At 68.7% G+C, this 14,911-nt stretch carries 16 protein-coding genes; 15 read left to right on the top strand and 1 reads right to left on the bottom strand.

All coding sequences use genetic code 11. The annotated features are described in order from the left end of the window. The 4 genes from BST13_RS20530 to BST13_RS20515 all read left to right on the top strand — a co-directional run. Positions 1 to 607, top strand: a 607-nt coding sequence (locus BST13_RS20530) for an aldehyde dehydrogenase family protein (RefSeq protein ID WP_142282816.1), incomplete at its 5' end; no start/stop codon positions are given. 31 nt (positions 608 to 638) lie between these two features. After that, a complete protein-coding gene (locus BST13_RS20525; protein ID WP_245839751.1) occupies positions 639 to 1,982 on the top strand; it encodes an MFS transporter in 1,344 nt (447 codons plus the stop codon). After that, positions 1,979 to 2,944 (top strand): amidohydrolase family protein, encoded by a 966-nt coding sequence (locus tag BST13_RS20520; RefSeq protein WP_083165854.1) that lies wholly within the window; start codon positions 1,979 to 1,981, stop codon positions 2,942 to 2,944. Before BST13_RS20525 ends, BST13_RS20520 begins: the two co-directional genes overlap by 4 nt. A 1-nt stretch (position 2,945) precedes the next feature. Next, positions 2,946 to 4,034: an NADH:flavin oxidoreductase/NADH oxidase gene (locus BST13_RS20515; RefSeq protein ID WP_083165853.1), complete on the top strand. Its 1,089-nt coding sequence runs from the start codon at positions 2,946 to 2,948 to the stop codon at positions 4,032 to 4,034. An 8-nt stretch (positions 4,035 to 4,042) separates the two neighbouring features. On the opposite strand, the gene BST13_RS20510 is transcribed toward BST13_RS20515, so the two are convergent. Beyond that, complete coding sequence (locus tag BST13_RS20510) at positions 4,043 to 4,969, bottom strand: alpha/beta fold hydrolase (RefSeq protein WP_095533633.1); 927 nt, start codon at positions 4,967 to 4,969, stop codon at positions 4,043 to 4,045. A gap of 132 nt (positions 4,970 to 5,101) precedes the next feature. Between BST13_RS20510 and ftsH the strand changes: the two genes are divergently transcribed. From ftsH to BST13_RS20455, 11 genes are all read left to right on the top strand, one after another. Continuing rightward, on the top strand, positions 5,102 to 7,399 hold the full coding sequence (gene ftsH / locus BST13_RS20505; protein WP_083165851.1) for an ATP-dependent zinc metalloprotease FtsH: 2,298 nt from the start codon (positions 5,102 to 5,104) through the stop codon (positions 7,397 to 7,399). 22 nt (positions 7,400 to 7,421) lie between these two features. After that, positions 7,422 to 8,036, top strand: a complete 615-nt coding sequence (gene folE / locus BST13_RS20500; RefSeq protein WP_029369347.1) for a GTP cyclohydrolase I FolE — start codon at positions 7,422 to 7,424, stop codon at positions 8,034 to 8,036. After that, positions 8,033 to 8,866, top strand: a complete 834-nt coding sequence (gene folP / locus BST13_RS20495) for a dihydropteroate synthase (RefSeq protein WP_211296133.1) — start codon at positions 8,033 to 8,035, stop codon at positions 8,864 to 8,866. Before folE ends, folP begins: the two co-directional genes overlap by 4 nt. Next, positions 8,859 to 9,239, top strand: a complete 381-nt coding sequence (gene folB, locus BST13_RS20490) for a dihydroneopterin aldolase (RefSeq protein WP_083165850.1) — start codon at positions 8,859 to 8,861, stop codon at positions 9,237 to 9,239. Before folP ends, folB begins: the two co-directional genes overlap by 8 nt. Before the next feature lie 48 nt (positions 9,240 to 9,287). Next, positions 9,288 to 9,824: a 2-amino-4-hydroxy-6-hydroxymethyldihydropteridine diphosphokinase gene (folK, locus tag BST13_RS20485; protein WP_083165849.1), complete on the top strand. Its 537-nt coding sequence runs from the start codon at positions 9,288 to 9,290 to the stop codon at positions 9,822 to 9,824. A 3-nt stretch (positions 9,825 to 9,827) separates the two neighbouring features. Next, complete coding sequence (locus BST13_RS20480; RefSeq protein WP_083165848.1) at positions 9,828 to 10,304, top strand: DUF3180 domain-containing protein; 477 nt, start codon at positions 9,828 to 9,830, stop codon at positions 10,302 to 10,304. 77 nt (positions 10,305 to 10,381) lie between these two features. Further along, positions 10,382 to 11,728, top strand: coding sequence for a DUF6779 domain-containing protein (locus tag BST13_RS20475; RefSeq protein ID WP_211296132.1), 1,347 nt, complete (start codon positions 10,382 to 10,384; stop codon positions 11,726 to 11,728). An 81-nt stretch (positions 11,729 to 11,809) separates the two neighbouring features. Next, positions 11,810 to 12,733, top strand: coding sequence for a Rossmann-like and DUF2520 domain-containing protein (locus BST13_RS20470; protein WP_083165846.1), 924 nt, complete (start codon positions 11,810 to 11,812; stop codon positions 12,731 to 12,733). Further along, complete coding sequence (gene panC / locus BST13_RS20465; RefSeq protein WP_083165845.1) at positions 12,730 to 13,668, top strand: pantoate--beta-alanine ligase; 939 nt, start codon at positions 12,730 to 12,732, stop codon at positions 13,666 to 13,668. The genes BST13_RS20470 and panC overlap by 4 nt, the downstream gene beginning before the upstream one ends. Then, positions 13,668 to 14,084, top strand: coding sequence for an aspartate 1-decarboxylase (panD, locus tag BST13_RS20460; protein WP_083165844.1), 417 nt, complete (start codon positions 13,668 to 13,670; stop codon positions 14,082 to 14,084). The genes panC and panD overlap by 1 nt, the downstream gene beginning before the upstream one ends. After that, positions 14,084 to 14,899, top strand: a complete 816-nt coding sequence (locus tag BST13_RS20455) for a type III pantothenate kinase (protein ID WP_083165843.1) — start codon at positions 14,084 to 14,086, stop codon at positions 14,897 to 14,899. The genes panD and BST13_RS20455 overlap by 1 nt, the downstream gene beginning before the upstream one ends. The last annotated feature ends 12 nt before the right edge of the window (positions 14,900 to 14,911 follow it).

Here is a 14,911-nt window from a genome sequence, read left to right as displayed (position 1 = left end):
TAACCCACGAACATGGGTGAGCGAGGCCCCGGCCCGCAACCCCCGACACAACGCCGACGGTCACTCATACCGTCTAGGCCCGCTGATCAGCGAGCGTCAGCGCGACAAGGTTCGTGCGCTGATCGACACCGGCCGCGAAGAGGGCGCCCGGGTCGCGGCCGGTGGTGGCACCCCCGAGCTTCCCGCGCCGCTGCATGACGGATTCTTCCTGCAGCCCACCGTGCTCGCCGACGCCACGATGGCCATGACAGTGGCCACCGACGAGATCTTCGGCCCCGTCGCGGTCGTCATCCCGTTCGACGACGAGGACGAGGCCGTCGCGATGGCCAACGACAACCGCTACGGCCTGGGTGCCGGCCTGTGGACCACCGATCTGGCCAGGGCGCACCGGGTGGCAGGCCGGATCGTGGCGGGCATGGTGTGGATCAACGACCACCACCGCCTCGAACCGTCGCTGCCGTGGGGTGGGGTCAAGGAGTCCGGTGTCGGAAAAGACGCAGGCACTGAATCATTCGACGACTTCTCGTGGATCAAGACGGTGGTGGTGCGCACCGCCGCCGACGCCGTCGACTGGTACGGCGAGCAGGACAATGCCCGGCTCAACTGAGCTCGGCACCCGAAGCGAAGGGAAATCAGACGTGTCAACGCATTCCGAGACCGCCACGCGCGGCAGCTGGCGCACCGAGATCAGCCGCGTGCAGTGGCTGGTGCTGGTCGGCACCACATTGGGCTGGGGGCTCGACGGGTTCGCCGGCAGCCTGTACGTGCTGGTGCTCGGGCCGGCAATGGCAGAGCTGTTGCCGCGCAGCGGAATCGAGCCCGACGCGGCGGCGATCGGTTTCTACGGCGGGATCACCATCGCACTGTTCCTGTTGGGTTGGGCCACTGGTGGCGTCCTGTTCGGCATGCTGGCCGACTACTTCGGCCGCACCAGGGTGTTGTCGGTGGGGATCCTCACCTACGCGGCGTTCACTGCGCTGGCCGCGTTCGCCGACACCTGGTGGCAGCTGGGTATTCTGCGTTTCATCGCCGGACTGGGATCGGGCGTCGAGGCCCCGGTCGGTGCCGCGCTGATCGCCGAGACCTGGCGCAACCGATATCGCGCTCGTGCCAGTGGTGTGATGATGTCCGGTTATGCCGCAGGCTTTTTCGTCGCCGCTGCGGCCTACGCCCTGTTCGGTAGCCACGGCTGGAGGCCGATGCTGACGCTGGCGGTACTGCCCGCGGTGGTGGTGTGGTTCGTGCGTCGCTATGTTCCCGAACCCGAGGAGGTCGACGCCACCATTCGCGCCAGAAAGGCCCGTAAGGCCGAGGGCGCCAACGGCTCCGGGGACCGTTTCGTGCTCGCCCGGTTGTTCACCCCACCGCTGCTGCGGCCGACGCTGGTGTACACCGCGGTGGCGTCGGGCTCGCTCATCGCGTTCTGGAGCGTGTCCACCTGGTATCCGCAGATGATCCGGCAGTTGACCGTGGCCGGAGGGCTCGGTCGTGAGCTGGCCGATCACCGGGTGGCCATGGCATCGATGCTGTTCAATGCGGGCGGCATCCTCGGATACGCGGCGTGGGGCTTCCTGGCCGACGCGATCGGGCGCCGACGCGCCTTCGTGCTCACGTTCGCGGTGTCGGCCGTCAGCATCGTCTACACCTTCGTGTTCGACCGCACCTACGCCGAATTCCTCGTCGCCATGCCGGTACTCGGGTTCGGACTGTTCGGTTCGCTGTCCGGCTTGTTCGTCTACGGACCCGAGCTGTTCCCGACCAGCGTGCGGGCCACGGCCCTGGCGGTCGCCAACTGCGTCGGGCGCTACCTGACCGCCGGCGGCCCGGTCGTCGCCGGTGTCATTGCGACCTCGTGGTTCAGCGGCAACCTGGGCTTGGCCACCGCCTCGGTGGCTGCACTCGGATCGATCGCCGTCGTCGGGCTGATCTTCGCCCCCGAGACCCGCGGCCTGCCCCTGCCCACCGAACGGAGCGAATCATGAATTCCTTGATCGATGTGCACGCCCACTGGCTGCCGCGGGAACTGTTCGGCCTGCCCGAAGGGGCGCCCTACGCTGCGATGCACGACCGCGGCGGCGAGTTGTACCTGGGTGAGGTTCCGCTGTCCATCGCGACCGACGCGATGAGCGACGTCGCGGCCATCCTCGACGACATGCGCGTCAAGGGCATCGGGATGAGGGCCCTGTCGGCGCCGCCGTTCGCCTTCCCGCTCACCGCAGGCGAGCGCAACGAGAACTATGCCGCGACATTCAATTCCGCACTCGCCGAACAGGTGTCGCGTTCCGACGGGCGGCTGGTCGGGCTGGGCATGGTGACCCTCGGCACCGAGGCGGCAGCGACGCGTCAGCTCGAGGAACTGGCGGCCACCGAGGGGATCCGCGGTGTGGCGATCCCGCCGCTGCTGGACGGTCGCTCCCTGGACACCGGCGTCCTGCGCCATGTCCTGACCGAGGCCGACCGGCTGGACCTGGCCGTGCTGGTGCACCCGATGCAGCTGCCACGCCCCGAATGGCCCGACTACTACCTGGCCAATCTGATCGGCAACCCCGTCGAAACCGCAACGGCTGTAGCGTCTTTGCTGCTCGGCGGGGTGATGGAGGCCCTGCCCGGGCTGCGGATCTGCTTCGTGCACGGCGGCGGCTGCGCGCCGTGGCTCGTGAGCCGGTGGGCGCACGCCTGGAAAGCCCGGCCCGACGTGCGGCGGGCCTCAGCCGTTGCGCCCGATACGGCGCTGCGCACGCTGTACTTCGACACCGTCGTGTACGACGGACCTCAACTGGAGCTGCTGCGCAGGGTCGCCGGTAAAGACCAGATCGCCTGTGGCAGTGACTATCCCTTCGACATGGCCGAACCCGATCCGGCCCGCTTCGCCCTCGACGGTGGGCTTGAGGCGGCAGAACTCGTAGCCGCCGCCGTCGGATTCCTTGGCATCAAAGGAGAATGACATGACAAACCTGTTCACCCCCTTGACGATTCGCGACGTCACGTTCGCCAACCGAGCCTGGATGTCACCGATGATGCAGTTCGCGGCCGTCCCCGACGGCCCGGCTGTGGGTTCGCCGACGGACTGGCACTTGGCTCACCTCGGATCGCGTGCGACCGCAGGTGCCGCGCTGGTCATGATGGAGGCCACCGCCGTGCAGCCCCAGGGGCGCAGCAGCGACTACGACACCGGCCTGTGGAACGACACCCAGGCCGAGGCCATGCGCCGCATCACCGGATTCGTCAGTGCCCAGGGTTCGGTGCCCGGCATCCAGCTCGTGCATGCCGGACGCAAGGCATCGACCGGCCGGCCCTGGCCCGACCCCGACCGCACCGAGACGCACTGGGACACCGTCGGGCCCAGTGCCGTGCCGTTCGGACGGCGGGCCGCTCCCGCGGAGCTCAGCGTCGACGAGATCGGCGCGGTCGTGGCCGCGTTCGGCGACGCGGCCCAGCGCGCCGCCGAGGCCGGCTTCCGGGTGCTGGAGCTGCACGGTGCGCACGGCTACCTGATCCACCAATTCCTCTCGCCGCAGTCCAACCACCGCACCGACGCCTACGGGGGTTCGCTCGAAAACCGGATGCGGTTCGCGCTCGATGTGGTGCGCGCGGTGCGGGCCCGCTGGCCCGAGGAACTGCCGCTGTTCTTCCGGGTGTCGGCGACCGACTGGCTCGCCGGGGACACCGATGACCCGCGTCCGGGCTGGACGGTCCAGGACACGATCGACCTGGCGGTGGCACTCAAACCCTTGGGTGTGGATCTGATGGACGTATCGTCGGGCGGATCGGTGCCGGACGCCACGATTCCGGTGAGTCCCGGCTATCAGGTTCCGTTCTCGGCGCGGGTCCGCAAGGAGGCCGAGATCGCCACGGCTGCAGTCGGAATGATCACCGAGGCCGAGCAGGCCGACGGCATCGTCAACGGCGAGCAGGCCGACGCGGTGTTCCTGGCTCGGGTACTGCTGCGCAACCCGGCGTGGGTGCGCCAGGCCGCCGACCAACTCGGCGCGCCGCTGGCCTACCCGCAGCGCTACGCCCGGGCGTTCCGCTGAGCCGAGCCCTACCGTGGCAGCTCGCCGAGGAACTCGAGTAGCACCGCGTTGATCTCGTCGGGCCGCTCCTGCTGCAACCAGTGTCCGGCGCCCTCGATGAGCACTTCGCGGTAGTCCCCGCTGACCACGTCGCGGACCCGGTCCCGCGGGGTGAAACCGAGCACCGGGTCGGCGGTGCCTGCCACGAACAGTGTCGGCGCCGTGATGGTCGAGGCCGGCGTGTGCTCCGTCAGCTCCCAGTTGCGGTCGAAATTGCGGTACCAGTTCAGTGGCCCGGTGAACCCCGTCTCGGTGAAGGCTTCGACGTAGTGCTCGAACTCGTCGGTGCTGATCCACTCCGGTAGCGGAGGCAGCGGTCGGTCTCGCAAAGTGTCCGGGGGAGCGCTGATGCCCTCCAGGGTGACCATGCGGCGCATCGACTCCCGCGGGTCGACGGCCAGCTCGGCATCGGCGACGCCCGGCTCCTGGAAGTACAGGATGTAGAAGAAGTTGTCGCCGACCATCTTGCGCCAGATCTGCGTCGGCGGTGCCGGTGCCCGCGGTACGGGTGGCACGCTCATCGCGACGACGGCGCGGACGCGGTCGGGATGCAAGAGCGCGAAGTTGGTCATCACCGGCGAGCCCCAGTCGTGGCCGATGACGACCGCGCGTTCGGCTTGGACGTCATCGAGCAACCCGGCGATGTCGGAAGTGAGCGCGACGATGTCGTAATCCTCGATCGCCGGTGGCCGCGACGAGCCGCCGTAACCACGCTGGTCGGGGGCCAGCACGTGGTAGCCGGCCGCGGCAAGGGCGGGAATCTGGTGGCGCCACGAGTAGGCGAGTTCGGGGAAGCCGTGCGCGAGTACGACGACGGGGTTGCCGGGCTCGCCCGCTTCTGTCACGCGCAATGTCACGCCGTTGGTGTCGACTAACCGTTCGGTTGGGATCAGCACGATCTCACCCAAGCATGGCTGGTCGCGGAGGGCTAGACCAACGTCGGGAACTGCCCGACGTTGGTCTAGCGGTAGCCTGAAAGCTCTCAACTGTGCACGTTGGAAGGACCGGGCCGTACTCGGCCGATTTTGATGAACCGGAAAAATGTGATCCGCACGCTGACCGCGATCGCGGTCGTGCTGCTGCTGGGCTGGTCGTTTCTCTATTTCAGCGATGACACCCGCGGTTATAAGCCCATCGACACCTCGGTGGCGATGGCTCAGATCAACGCTGACAACGTCGAGAGCGCGCAGATCGACGACCGCGAGCAACAGTTGCGGCTGGACCTGAAGAACAGCAACGGCGACACCGACAACAGCAAGAAGATCATCACCAAGTTCCCCACGGGGTACGCGGTGCATGTCGTCGACGCGCTGGTCGGCAAGAACGTCAAGTACAACACCGTGGTCAACCAGGGCAGCTTCCTCGGCTCGCTGCTCATCTACATGTTGCCGGTGCTGCTGCTGGTCGGCCTGTTCGTGATGTTCTCCCGCATGCAGGGCGGCGGGCGCATGGGCTTTGGCTTCGGCAAGTCGCGAGCCAAGCAGTTGAGCAAGGACATGCCCAAGACCACGTTCGCCGACGTCGCAGGCGTCGACGAGGCGGTCGAGGAGCTCTACGAGATCAAAGACTTCCTGCAGAACCCGTCGCGGTATCAGGCGCTGGGCGCCAAGATCCCCCGGGGGGTGCTGCTCTACGGTCCGCCGGGCACCGGTAAGACCCTGCTGGCCCGGGCCGTGGCCGGTGAAGCCGGAGTTCCGTTCTTCACGATTTCCGGTTCGGATTTCGTCGAGATGTTCGTCGGCGTCGGCGCATCGCGGGTGCGCGACCTGTTCGAGCAGGCCAAACAGAACAGCCCCTGCATCATCTTCGTCGACGAGATCGACGCCGTCGGCCGTCAGCGTGGCGCCGGTCTCGGCGGTGGCCACGACGAGCGTGAGCAGACGCTCAACCAGCTGCTGGTCGAGATGGACGGCTTCGGCGACCGCCAGGGCGTCATCCTCATCGCCGCCACCAACCGGCCCGACATCCTGGACCCGGCGCTACTGCGTCCCGGCCGTTTCGACCGCCAGATCCCGGTGTCCAACCCGGACCTGGCCGGCCGCCGCGCCGTGCTCAAGGTGCACTCGGCGGGCAAGCCCATCTCGCCCGACGCGGATCTGGACGGATTGGCCAAGCGCACCGTCGGAATGTCCGGCGCCGACCTCGCCAACGTCATCAACGAGGCCGCGTTGCTCACCGCGCGCGAGAACGGCACCGTCATCACCGGCCCCGCCCTCGAGGAGGCCGTCGACCGCGTCGTCGGTGGTCCCCGCCGAAAGGGCCGCATCATCAGCGAGCAGGAAAAGAAGATCACCGCCTACCACGAGGGCGGACACACCCTGGCCGCGTGGGCGATGCCTGACATCGAGCCGATCTACAAGGTCACCATCCTGGCCCGCGGCCGCACCGGCGGCCACGCCGTCGCCGTCCCCGAGGACGACAAGGGCTTGATGACCCGCTCGGAGATGATCGCCCGGCTGGTGTTCGCCATGGGCGGCCGCGCCGCCGAAGAACTCGTGTTCCGTGAGCCCACCACCGGTGCGGTGTCCGACATCGAGCAGGCCACCAAGATCGCCAGGGCGATGGTCACCGAGTACGGCATGAGCAGCAAGCTTGGCGCCGTCCGCTACGGCACCGAGCACGGCGACCCGTTCCTGGGCCGCACCATGGGTACCCAGGCCGACTTCGGTCACGAGGTCGCCCGCGACATCGACGACGAGGTACGCAAGCTCATCGAGGCCGCGCACACCGAGGCGTGGGAGATCCTCACCGAATACCGCGACGTGCTCGACACGCTGGCCGGCGAGCTGCTGGAGAAGGAAACCCTGCACCGCGCCGAACTGGAGGCGATCTTCGGTGAGGTCAAGAAGCGTCCCCGGCTGACCATGTTCGACGACTTCGGCGGCCGGGTGCCGTCGGACAAGCCGCCGATCAAGACCCCGGGCGAGATCGCCATCGAGCGCGGCGAGCCGTGGCCGCCGCCGGTGCCCGAGCCCGCCTTCAAGGCCGCCATCGCCGCCGCCAGCCGGGAAGCCGAGCGGCAGAACGGCGCCGGAGTCGCAGGCAACGGCGCACCGAACGGGCCCACCCAGCCCGATTACGGCGCTCCCGCCGGCTGGCACGCCCCGGGCTGGCCGCCGTCGCCGCAGCAGCAGAACCAGCAGCAACCCGCCGGGTACCACCCGCAGCAGGGTTACTGGTACCCGCCGCCACACCCGTCGGGATGGCAACAGCCCCAGCCGTACCCGTATCAGCCCTATCCGCACCCTGGCCAGCAGGCCGCCGCGCCGGACCGGCCCGCGCCGCCGAACTCGAATGAGGATTCAGGCCAGGACAAGGATCGCTGATCCGAGAACGGGAGGACTTCGAATGACGAAGCCCGCGACGCGGTCGCCGAGCACCAACAACAACCATCGGGTGTTCGATCAACCGCGCGCCGAAGCAGCGGTACGCGAACTGCTCATCGCCATCGGCGAGGATCCGGACCGCCAGGGGCTGGTCGACACCCCGGCTCGGGTGGCGCGGGCCTACAAGGAACTGATGGCCGGGCTGTACACGGATCCGGACGCGGTGCTCAACACCACCTTCGACGAACAGCACGACGAGCTTGTGCTGGTCAAAGAGATCCCGATGTACTCCACGTGCGAGCATCACCTGGTCTCGTTCCACGGAGTGGCCCACGTCGGCTACATCCCCGGCGAGGATGGTCGCGTGACCGGTCTGTCGAAGATCGCCCGGCTGGTCGACCTGTACTCCAAGCGCCCGCAGGTACAGGAACGGCTGACCGCGCAGATCGCCGACGCGCTGATGCGCAAGCTCTCACCGCGCGGGACGATCGTGGTGATCGAGGCCGAGCACCTGTGCATGGCCATGCGCGGGGTCCGCAAGCCGGGCGCCATCACCACGACTTCGGCGGTACGCGGACAGTTCAAGACCGACAAGGCATCTCGGGCCGAGGCGCTGGAACTCATCCTCCGTAAGTGAAGTCCACCCGTGTGCAGGTGATGGGCGTCGTCAACGTCACCGACGATTCCTTCTCCGACGGCGGAAAGTTCATCGATCGCGACCGGGCCGTGGCGCACGGGTTGGCGTTGGCTGCGGCGGGTGCGGCCATCGTGGATGTCGGCGGTGAATCCACCCGCCCCGGGGCCACCCGGGTGGACCCCCGCGTCGAGGCCGCACGGGTGTCCCCGGTGATCGAAAACCTTGCCGCGCATGGCATCACCGTCAGCATCGACACGATGCACGCCGATGTGGCGAGCGCGGCGCTTGCCTGCGGAGCCACGATCGTCAACGATGTGTCCGGTGGGCTGGCCGACCCCAACATGGCCGGTGTGGTGGCGGACGCGAAATGCGTTTGGGTGCTGATGCACTGGCGTTCGGTGCGGGCAGACCGTCCGCACCACATACCCGAATACCGCGATGTGGTCGCCGACGTGCGGGGGGAACTGCTCGCCCGGGTCGATGCCGCGGTGGCCGCCGGGGTCGATCCCGACCGGTTGATCATCGACCCCGGTTTGGGATTCGCCAAGACAGGCCAACACAATTGGGCGCTGCTGCACGCGCTGCCCGAGCTGGTGGGCACCGGGATCCCGGTGCTCGTCGGAGCGTCGCGCAAGCGCTTCCTCGGGACGTTGCTGGCCGGCCCGGACGGCGAACCGCGCCCGCCGGACGGTCGGGAGACCGCGACCGCGGTGATCTCCGCACTGGCCGGGGCGCACGGCGCGTGGGGAGTGCGGGTGCACGACGTGACCGCTTCGGTCGACGCCTTGCGGGTGCTCGACGCGTGGGAGTCGGGAGGACTCGATGGCTGATCGAATCGAATTGCGCGGCTTGAGAGTTCGCGGCAATCACGGGGTGTTCGAGCATGAGCGGCGCGACGGCCAGGAATTCGTCGTCGACATCACGGCCTGGCTCGACCTGCGGGCCGCGGCGTCCAGTGACGAGCTCGCTGACACGCTGGATTACGGCGCGCTGGCCCAGCGCGCCGCGGACATAATCGCCGGGCCGCCGCGAAATCTGATCGAGACGGTTTCGGCCGAGATCGCCGACGCCGTCATGGCCGACGAGCGCTTGCACGCCGTCGAGGTGGCGGTGCACAAGCCGAGCGCGCCCATCCCGTTGACGTTCGATGACGTCGCGGTGGTCGCCAGGCGCAGTCGCCGCGGACGTGAGGAGCATGAATGAGTCGCGGACGTGAGGAGCATGAATGAGTCGCGGACGTGAGGAGCATGAATGAGTTCAGTAGTGCTTTCGATCGGGTCCAATCTCGGTGACCGGATGGCGCGGCTGCAATCGGTACTCGACGGCTTGGGCCCCGCTGTGCGTGCTGTGTCCCCGGTGTACGAGACGGACGCCTGGGGCGGTGTGGAACAGGGCCCGTTCCTCAACGCGGTGCTCATCGCCGACGACCCGGCGCTCGACGGGCAGGGCTGGCTTCGGCGCGGACAGGAGCTGGAACAGGCCGCAGGCCGGGTTCGCGGTCAGCGTTGGGGCCCGCGCACCCTCGATGTCGACCTGATCGCCTGCTACGACGGCGACGTCGAGCTGAGCTCGCGCACCGATGGCCTGACGCTGCCGCACCCGCTGGCGCATCTGCGGGCCTTCGTGCTGATCCCGTGGCTGGCGGTGGATCCGGAGGCCACGCTGACCGTCGCAGGCGAATCCCGACCGGTGCAGCGCCTGCTCACCGAGATCGACCAGGCCGAACGCGACGGCGTGCGGCCGACGGACCTGACCTTGACCCTGCGAGCCGAATCCACGCAGGACTGAGCGATGGGCCCGACCCGCAAGCGTGACCTCGCAGGCACCATCGCCGCCGTGGCCGTCGCAAGCTACCTGCTGGTCGTCGTGCTGTATCGGTGGTTTCCGCCGATCACCGTCTGGACCGGGGTGTCCCTGCTGGCGGCGGCGATCGCCGAGGCCGGTTGGGCGTTCTACGTGCGCTCCAAGATCAACGCCGGGCAGATCGGGGTCGGCGGCGGGCGGCTGCATCCGCTGTCGGTGGCCCGCGGTGTGATCATCGCCAAAGCCTCGGCCTGGGTCGGGGCCATCGTGGCGGGCTGGTGGATCGGTGTGCTGGTCTACTTGCTGCCGCGCAGAGGCGAGTTGCGGGTGGCCGCCGAAGACACCAAGGGCGTCGTGGTTGCCGTCGTCAGCGCGCTGGCATTGGTGGTTGCCGCCCTGTGGTTACAGCATTGCTGCAGGTCCCCGGAAGAACCTCCGGACGGCGGTGACGCGGCGCCCGAGTGAACGGCTGCCGAAGCTCGGAAGCCGAATCGCCGTCGCGGTCGACACGCTAGGTGACCTGTGACAGGTACAGTCGGCCCATGACCGTTCTGCCCCGCGGTGCTCGGCCACGGCGCGGCGGCCGAAGGCCAGGCTGGCTGCTCTTAACAGTGTTGCTGGTGCTCGCGATTCTGGCGAGCTCGGCACTGGTGTTCACCGACCGCGTGGAGTTGCTGAAGTTAGCCGTCATCCTGGCGTTGTGGGCCGCCGTGGTGGCGGCGTTCGTCTCCGTCATCTACCGCCGCCAGAGTGATCTCGACCAGGCCAAGGCACGCGACCTGAAACTGGTGTACGACCTGCAGCTCGATCGTGAGATCTCCGCGCGGCGCGAGTACGAGCTGACCGTCGAGAGCCAGCTGCGCCGCGAACTGGCTTCAGAGCTGCGGGCCCAGGCCGCCGACGAGGTCGCTGCGCTGCGCGCCGAGCTGGCCGCGTTGCGGACGAACCTTGAGATCCTGTTCGACGCCGACCTGTCGCACCGGCCTGCCATCGAGAACGACAAGGGCACCGTGCGGGCCGCGGGCCGCGTCACGGCCAGCAGACTGGACGTATCGCCCGTCGAGGACACCGACATCCGCAGCGTCCGGACCGAGGAAAGTCCCATCATCGACGTCCCGGCCGAACCGCAGCCGTCCGAGAACGACTGGGCCGCCGCCGCGGCGGCAGCGGCCGCCGGCGGCGCGCACCGGCTGTCCACCCAGGGCCCCGAGCAGCCGCGCCGCAGGCGCCGTGTGCCCGAGGACCAGCAGGCACGGCCACCCCAGCAGGAACCGCCTCGTCCGGCGGCTCCCCAGCAGGCGCCCTACCAGCCTGTTCCCCCACAGCAACAGCCGCCGTCGACGTGGGCACCGCCACCGCCTGCGCCGACCATGCCGCCGATGGAACCGTCTCCGACCCTCGATGTGCCGCCCGCCCAGCGCCCGGCACCGCCGAGCAGCCCGTGGTCCCCGCCGGACGCCCCGCCGCACCGGTTGCCCGAGCAGCCCCCGACCGGGTGGCAACCTGCTCCCGCCGAAGGTCAGTTCATTCCGGCAGGCGCGCCGGGCAGCAACTGGGTCGCGCCTCCCGTGCCGGAGAACGGGGCATCCAACGAGTACGTCGGCCGCCGCCGGGCGCCCGAGCAGGCCCCCGCCGAGCCGGTGATGTCCACCCAGGCGCCCGAACCGCCGCGTGGCCGTCACTCCGCTTCGTCCGATACCGGCGATCCCGGCCGTCCCATACTGGCCGCGGAGTCCTCGCAGCCCCCGCCGCCACCGGAGTCGCAGCCCGAGCCGGAATCCGAAGAAGCCAATGGTCAGCATGTCGGTGGCCAGTCGGTCAGCGAGTTGCTGGCCCGCTTCCAGTCGGCCCCCGCGCAAGGCGGCGGTCGCAGACGCCGAGACGAGTGAGCTAGTCTGTGGCAACCGTCCGGTACCCGCAGCGCGGGACTGGAACGATGACAACTACTTCAACTTGTGAGGTCGTCTGCGATGGAGCAGTTCGACGGGCTGCGTCCGGCGCGCCTCTCGGTCGGGATCATCTCGGCCGGTCGCGTCGGGACTGCGCTCGGCTACGCCCTGGAGCGGGCCGAGCATGTCGTGGTGGCGTGCAGCGCCATCTCGGAGCCTTCGCGGCTGCGGGCCCAGCGCAGGCTGCCTGATACGGCGATCCTGCCGGTCCACGAGGTCGCCGGGCGCGCCGAATTGTTGCTGCTCACGGTTCCGGACGCGGAGCTGGCCGCACTGGTGGCCGGGCTGGCCGCCACCGGTGCGGTGCGGCCGGGCACCATCGTGGTGCACACTTCCGGTGCCAACGGCGTCGGCATCCTGGCACCGTTGACCGCGCAGGGCTGCATCCCGCTGGCCATCCACCCCGCGATGACCTTCACCGGCTCCGACGAGGACATCGCCCGGCTGCCCGACACCTGCTTCGGCGTCACCGCCGCCGACGAGGTGGGCTACGCGATCGGCCAGTCGCTCGTACTGGAGATCGGCGGCGAGCCGTTCCGGGTGCGTGAAGACGCCAGAACGCAGTACCACGCCGCCCTGGCGCATGCCAGCAACCATCTGGTGACCCTGGTGCTCGACGCCGTGGATGTCTTGCGGGCATCGCTGCGCGGCCAGGAGTTGCTCGGCCAGGAACTCGTCGGCGACGAACCGGGCGGTCTGGCCGAACGGGTGGTGGCCCCGCTGGCGCGGGCAGCACTCGAAAACGCTCTGCAGCGCGGGCAGGCCGCGCTGACCGGGCCGGTGGCGCGCGGCGACGCTGCCGCTGTCGCCGCGCATCTGAACGCTCTGGAAGAACTGGATCCTCAACTGGCCCAGGCATATCGGGCCAACTCACTGCGTACTGCCCAGCGTGCCCATGCACCCGGAGACGTCTTCGAGGTGCTGGCGGAAACGAGCCAACGATGAGCCTCGACACCCCACCGAAATTCACCGCGGGTGAACTGAACGTCTACCGGGACCCCGCCGACGTCTCCGCGGTGACCCGCGCGCTGCGGGGCACCGGGCGACGGGTGGCGCTGGTACCCACCATGGGTGCGCTGCACGAAGGGCACCTGACCCTGGTCAAGGCCGCCAAGCGCGTGCCGGGATCCGTGGTGGTGGTGTCGATCTTCGTCAACCCGCTGCAGTTCGGCGCGGGGGAAGACCTCGACGCCTACCCGCGCACCCTCGACGACGATCTGGCGGCGCTGCGCGCTGAAGGGGTCGACATCGCGTTCACCCCGACCGTCGCCGAGATCTACCCCGACGGGCCACGCACCGAGGTACATCCCGGCCCGCTCGGTGAGGAGCTCGAAGGCGCTTCGCGCCCAGGGCATTTCGCGGGTGTGCTGACAGTTGTGCTGAAACTGCTGAACATCGTTCATCCCGACAAGGCCTACTTCGGGGAAAAGGACTACCAGCAGCTGGCGCTGATCCGGCAGATGGTCGCCGATCTCAACGTCGACGCCCAGATCGTGGGTGTACCCACCGTGCGCGAGTCCGACGGATTGGCGCTGTCGTCGCGCAACCGCTACCTCGACGCCGACGAGCGCGAGCAGGCCACTGCACTGTCGGCGGCGCTGCTGGCGGGCAAGTACGCCGCGGCAGGGGGCGCAAGCGCGGCGATCGATGCCGCCAGGGCCGTGCTCGACGAAGTGCCCGCGATCAACGTGGACTACCTGCAGGTCCGCGACCCCCGCTTGGGCCCCGCGCCGGAGGAGGGGCAGGCGCGGTTGCTGGTCGCCGCGCGGCTGGGCCGGACCCGGCTGCTCGACAACATCGCAGTCGACATCGGCGCGTCCGCGGGTATCGACGGACACCCCCGCGTCGACGACAACCACGAACTGCCCTGGAGGAACTGATGCAACGCACGATGCTCAAATCGAAGATCCACCGGGCCACGGTGACGCAGGCCGATCTGCACTACGTCGGTTCGGTCACCATCGACGCCGACCTGATGGATGCGGCAGATCTGCTCGAAGGCGAGCAGGTGACCATCGTCGACATCGACAACGGCGCCCGGCTGGTCACCTACGCGATCACCGGCGAGCGGGGCACCGGCGTCATCGGGATCAACGGTGCCGCAGCACATCTCATCCACCCCGGGGATCTGGTGATCCTGATCGCCTACGGCGTGATGGAAGATGCCGAGGCGCGTGCCTACCGCCCGCGAATCGTCTTCGTCGACGGCGACAACAAGCAGATCGACCTGGGTGAGCACAGCTACGATCCGGCCTACGTCCCCGAGGACGTTTCCGGCCTGATGTCGCCACGCTGATGCTCCTCGCGATAGACGTCCGCAACACCCACACCATCGTCGGACTGATCTCCGGTTCAAGGGATCACGCGAAGGTGGTGCAGCAGTGGCGGATTCGTACCGAGTCCGAGGTGACGGCCGACGAGCTGGCGCTGACCATCGACGGCCTGATCGGCGATGACGCCGACCAGTTGACCGGGGCGGCCGGCCTGTCCACCGTGCCGTCGGTGCTGCACGAGGTCCGGCTGATGCTCGAGCAGTACTGGCCTGCGGTGCCGCACGTGCTGATCGAGCCCGGCGTGCGCACCGGGATCCCGCTGCTGGTGGACAACCCCAAAGAGGTCGGTGCCGACCGCATCGTGAATTGCCTTGCCGCATACCACAAATACGGAACGGCCGCGATCGTGGTGGATTTCGGCTCGTCCATCTGCGTCGACGTGGTTTCGGCGAAGGGCGAGTTTCTCGGGGGGGCGATCGCGCCCGGTGTGCAGGTCTCGTCCGATGCCGCGGCGGCACGCTCGGCAGCGCTGCGCCGCGTCGAGCTGACCCGGCCGCGCTCGGTGATCGGCAAGAACACCGTCGAGTGCATGCAGGCCGGCGCGGTCTTCGGATTCGCCGGTCTGGTCGACGGTCTGGTCAGCCGCGTCCGCGAGGACGTCGACGGATTCTCCGGCAGCAATGTCGCCGTCGTGGCCACCGGATACACCGCGCCGCTGGTGCTGCCGGATCTGCGCACTGTCGAGCACTACGACCGGCATCTGACCCTCGACGGGCTGCGGCTGATCTTTGAACGCAACCGGGACTCACAGCGCGGACGGCTCAAGCCTGCCCGCTGACTAAGCTGGCAT

The organism is Mycobacterium aquaticum (assembly GCF_002086485.1).
Classification (GTDB): Bacteria; Actinomycetota; Actinomycetes; order Mycobacteriales; family Mycobacteriaceae; genus Mycobacterium; species Mycobacterium aquaticum.
The sequence above is the reverse complement of the archived record's forward strand: the minus strand, read 5'-3'. Positions and strand labels throughout refer to the sequence as shown.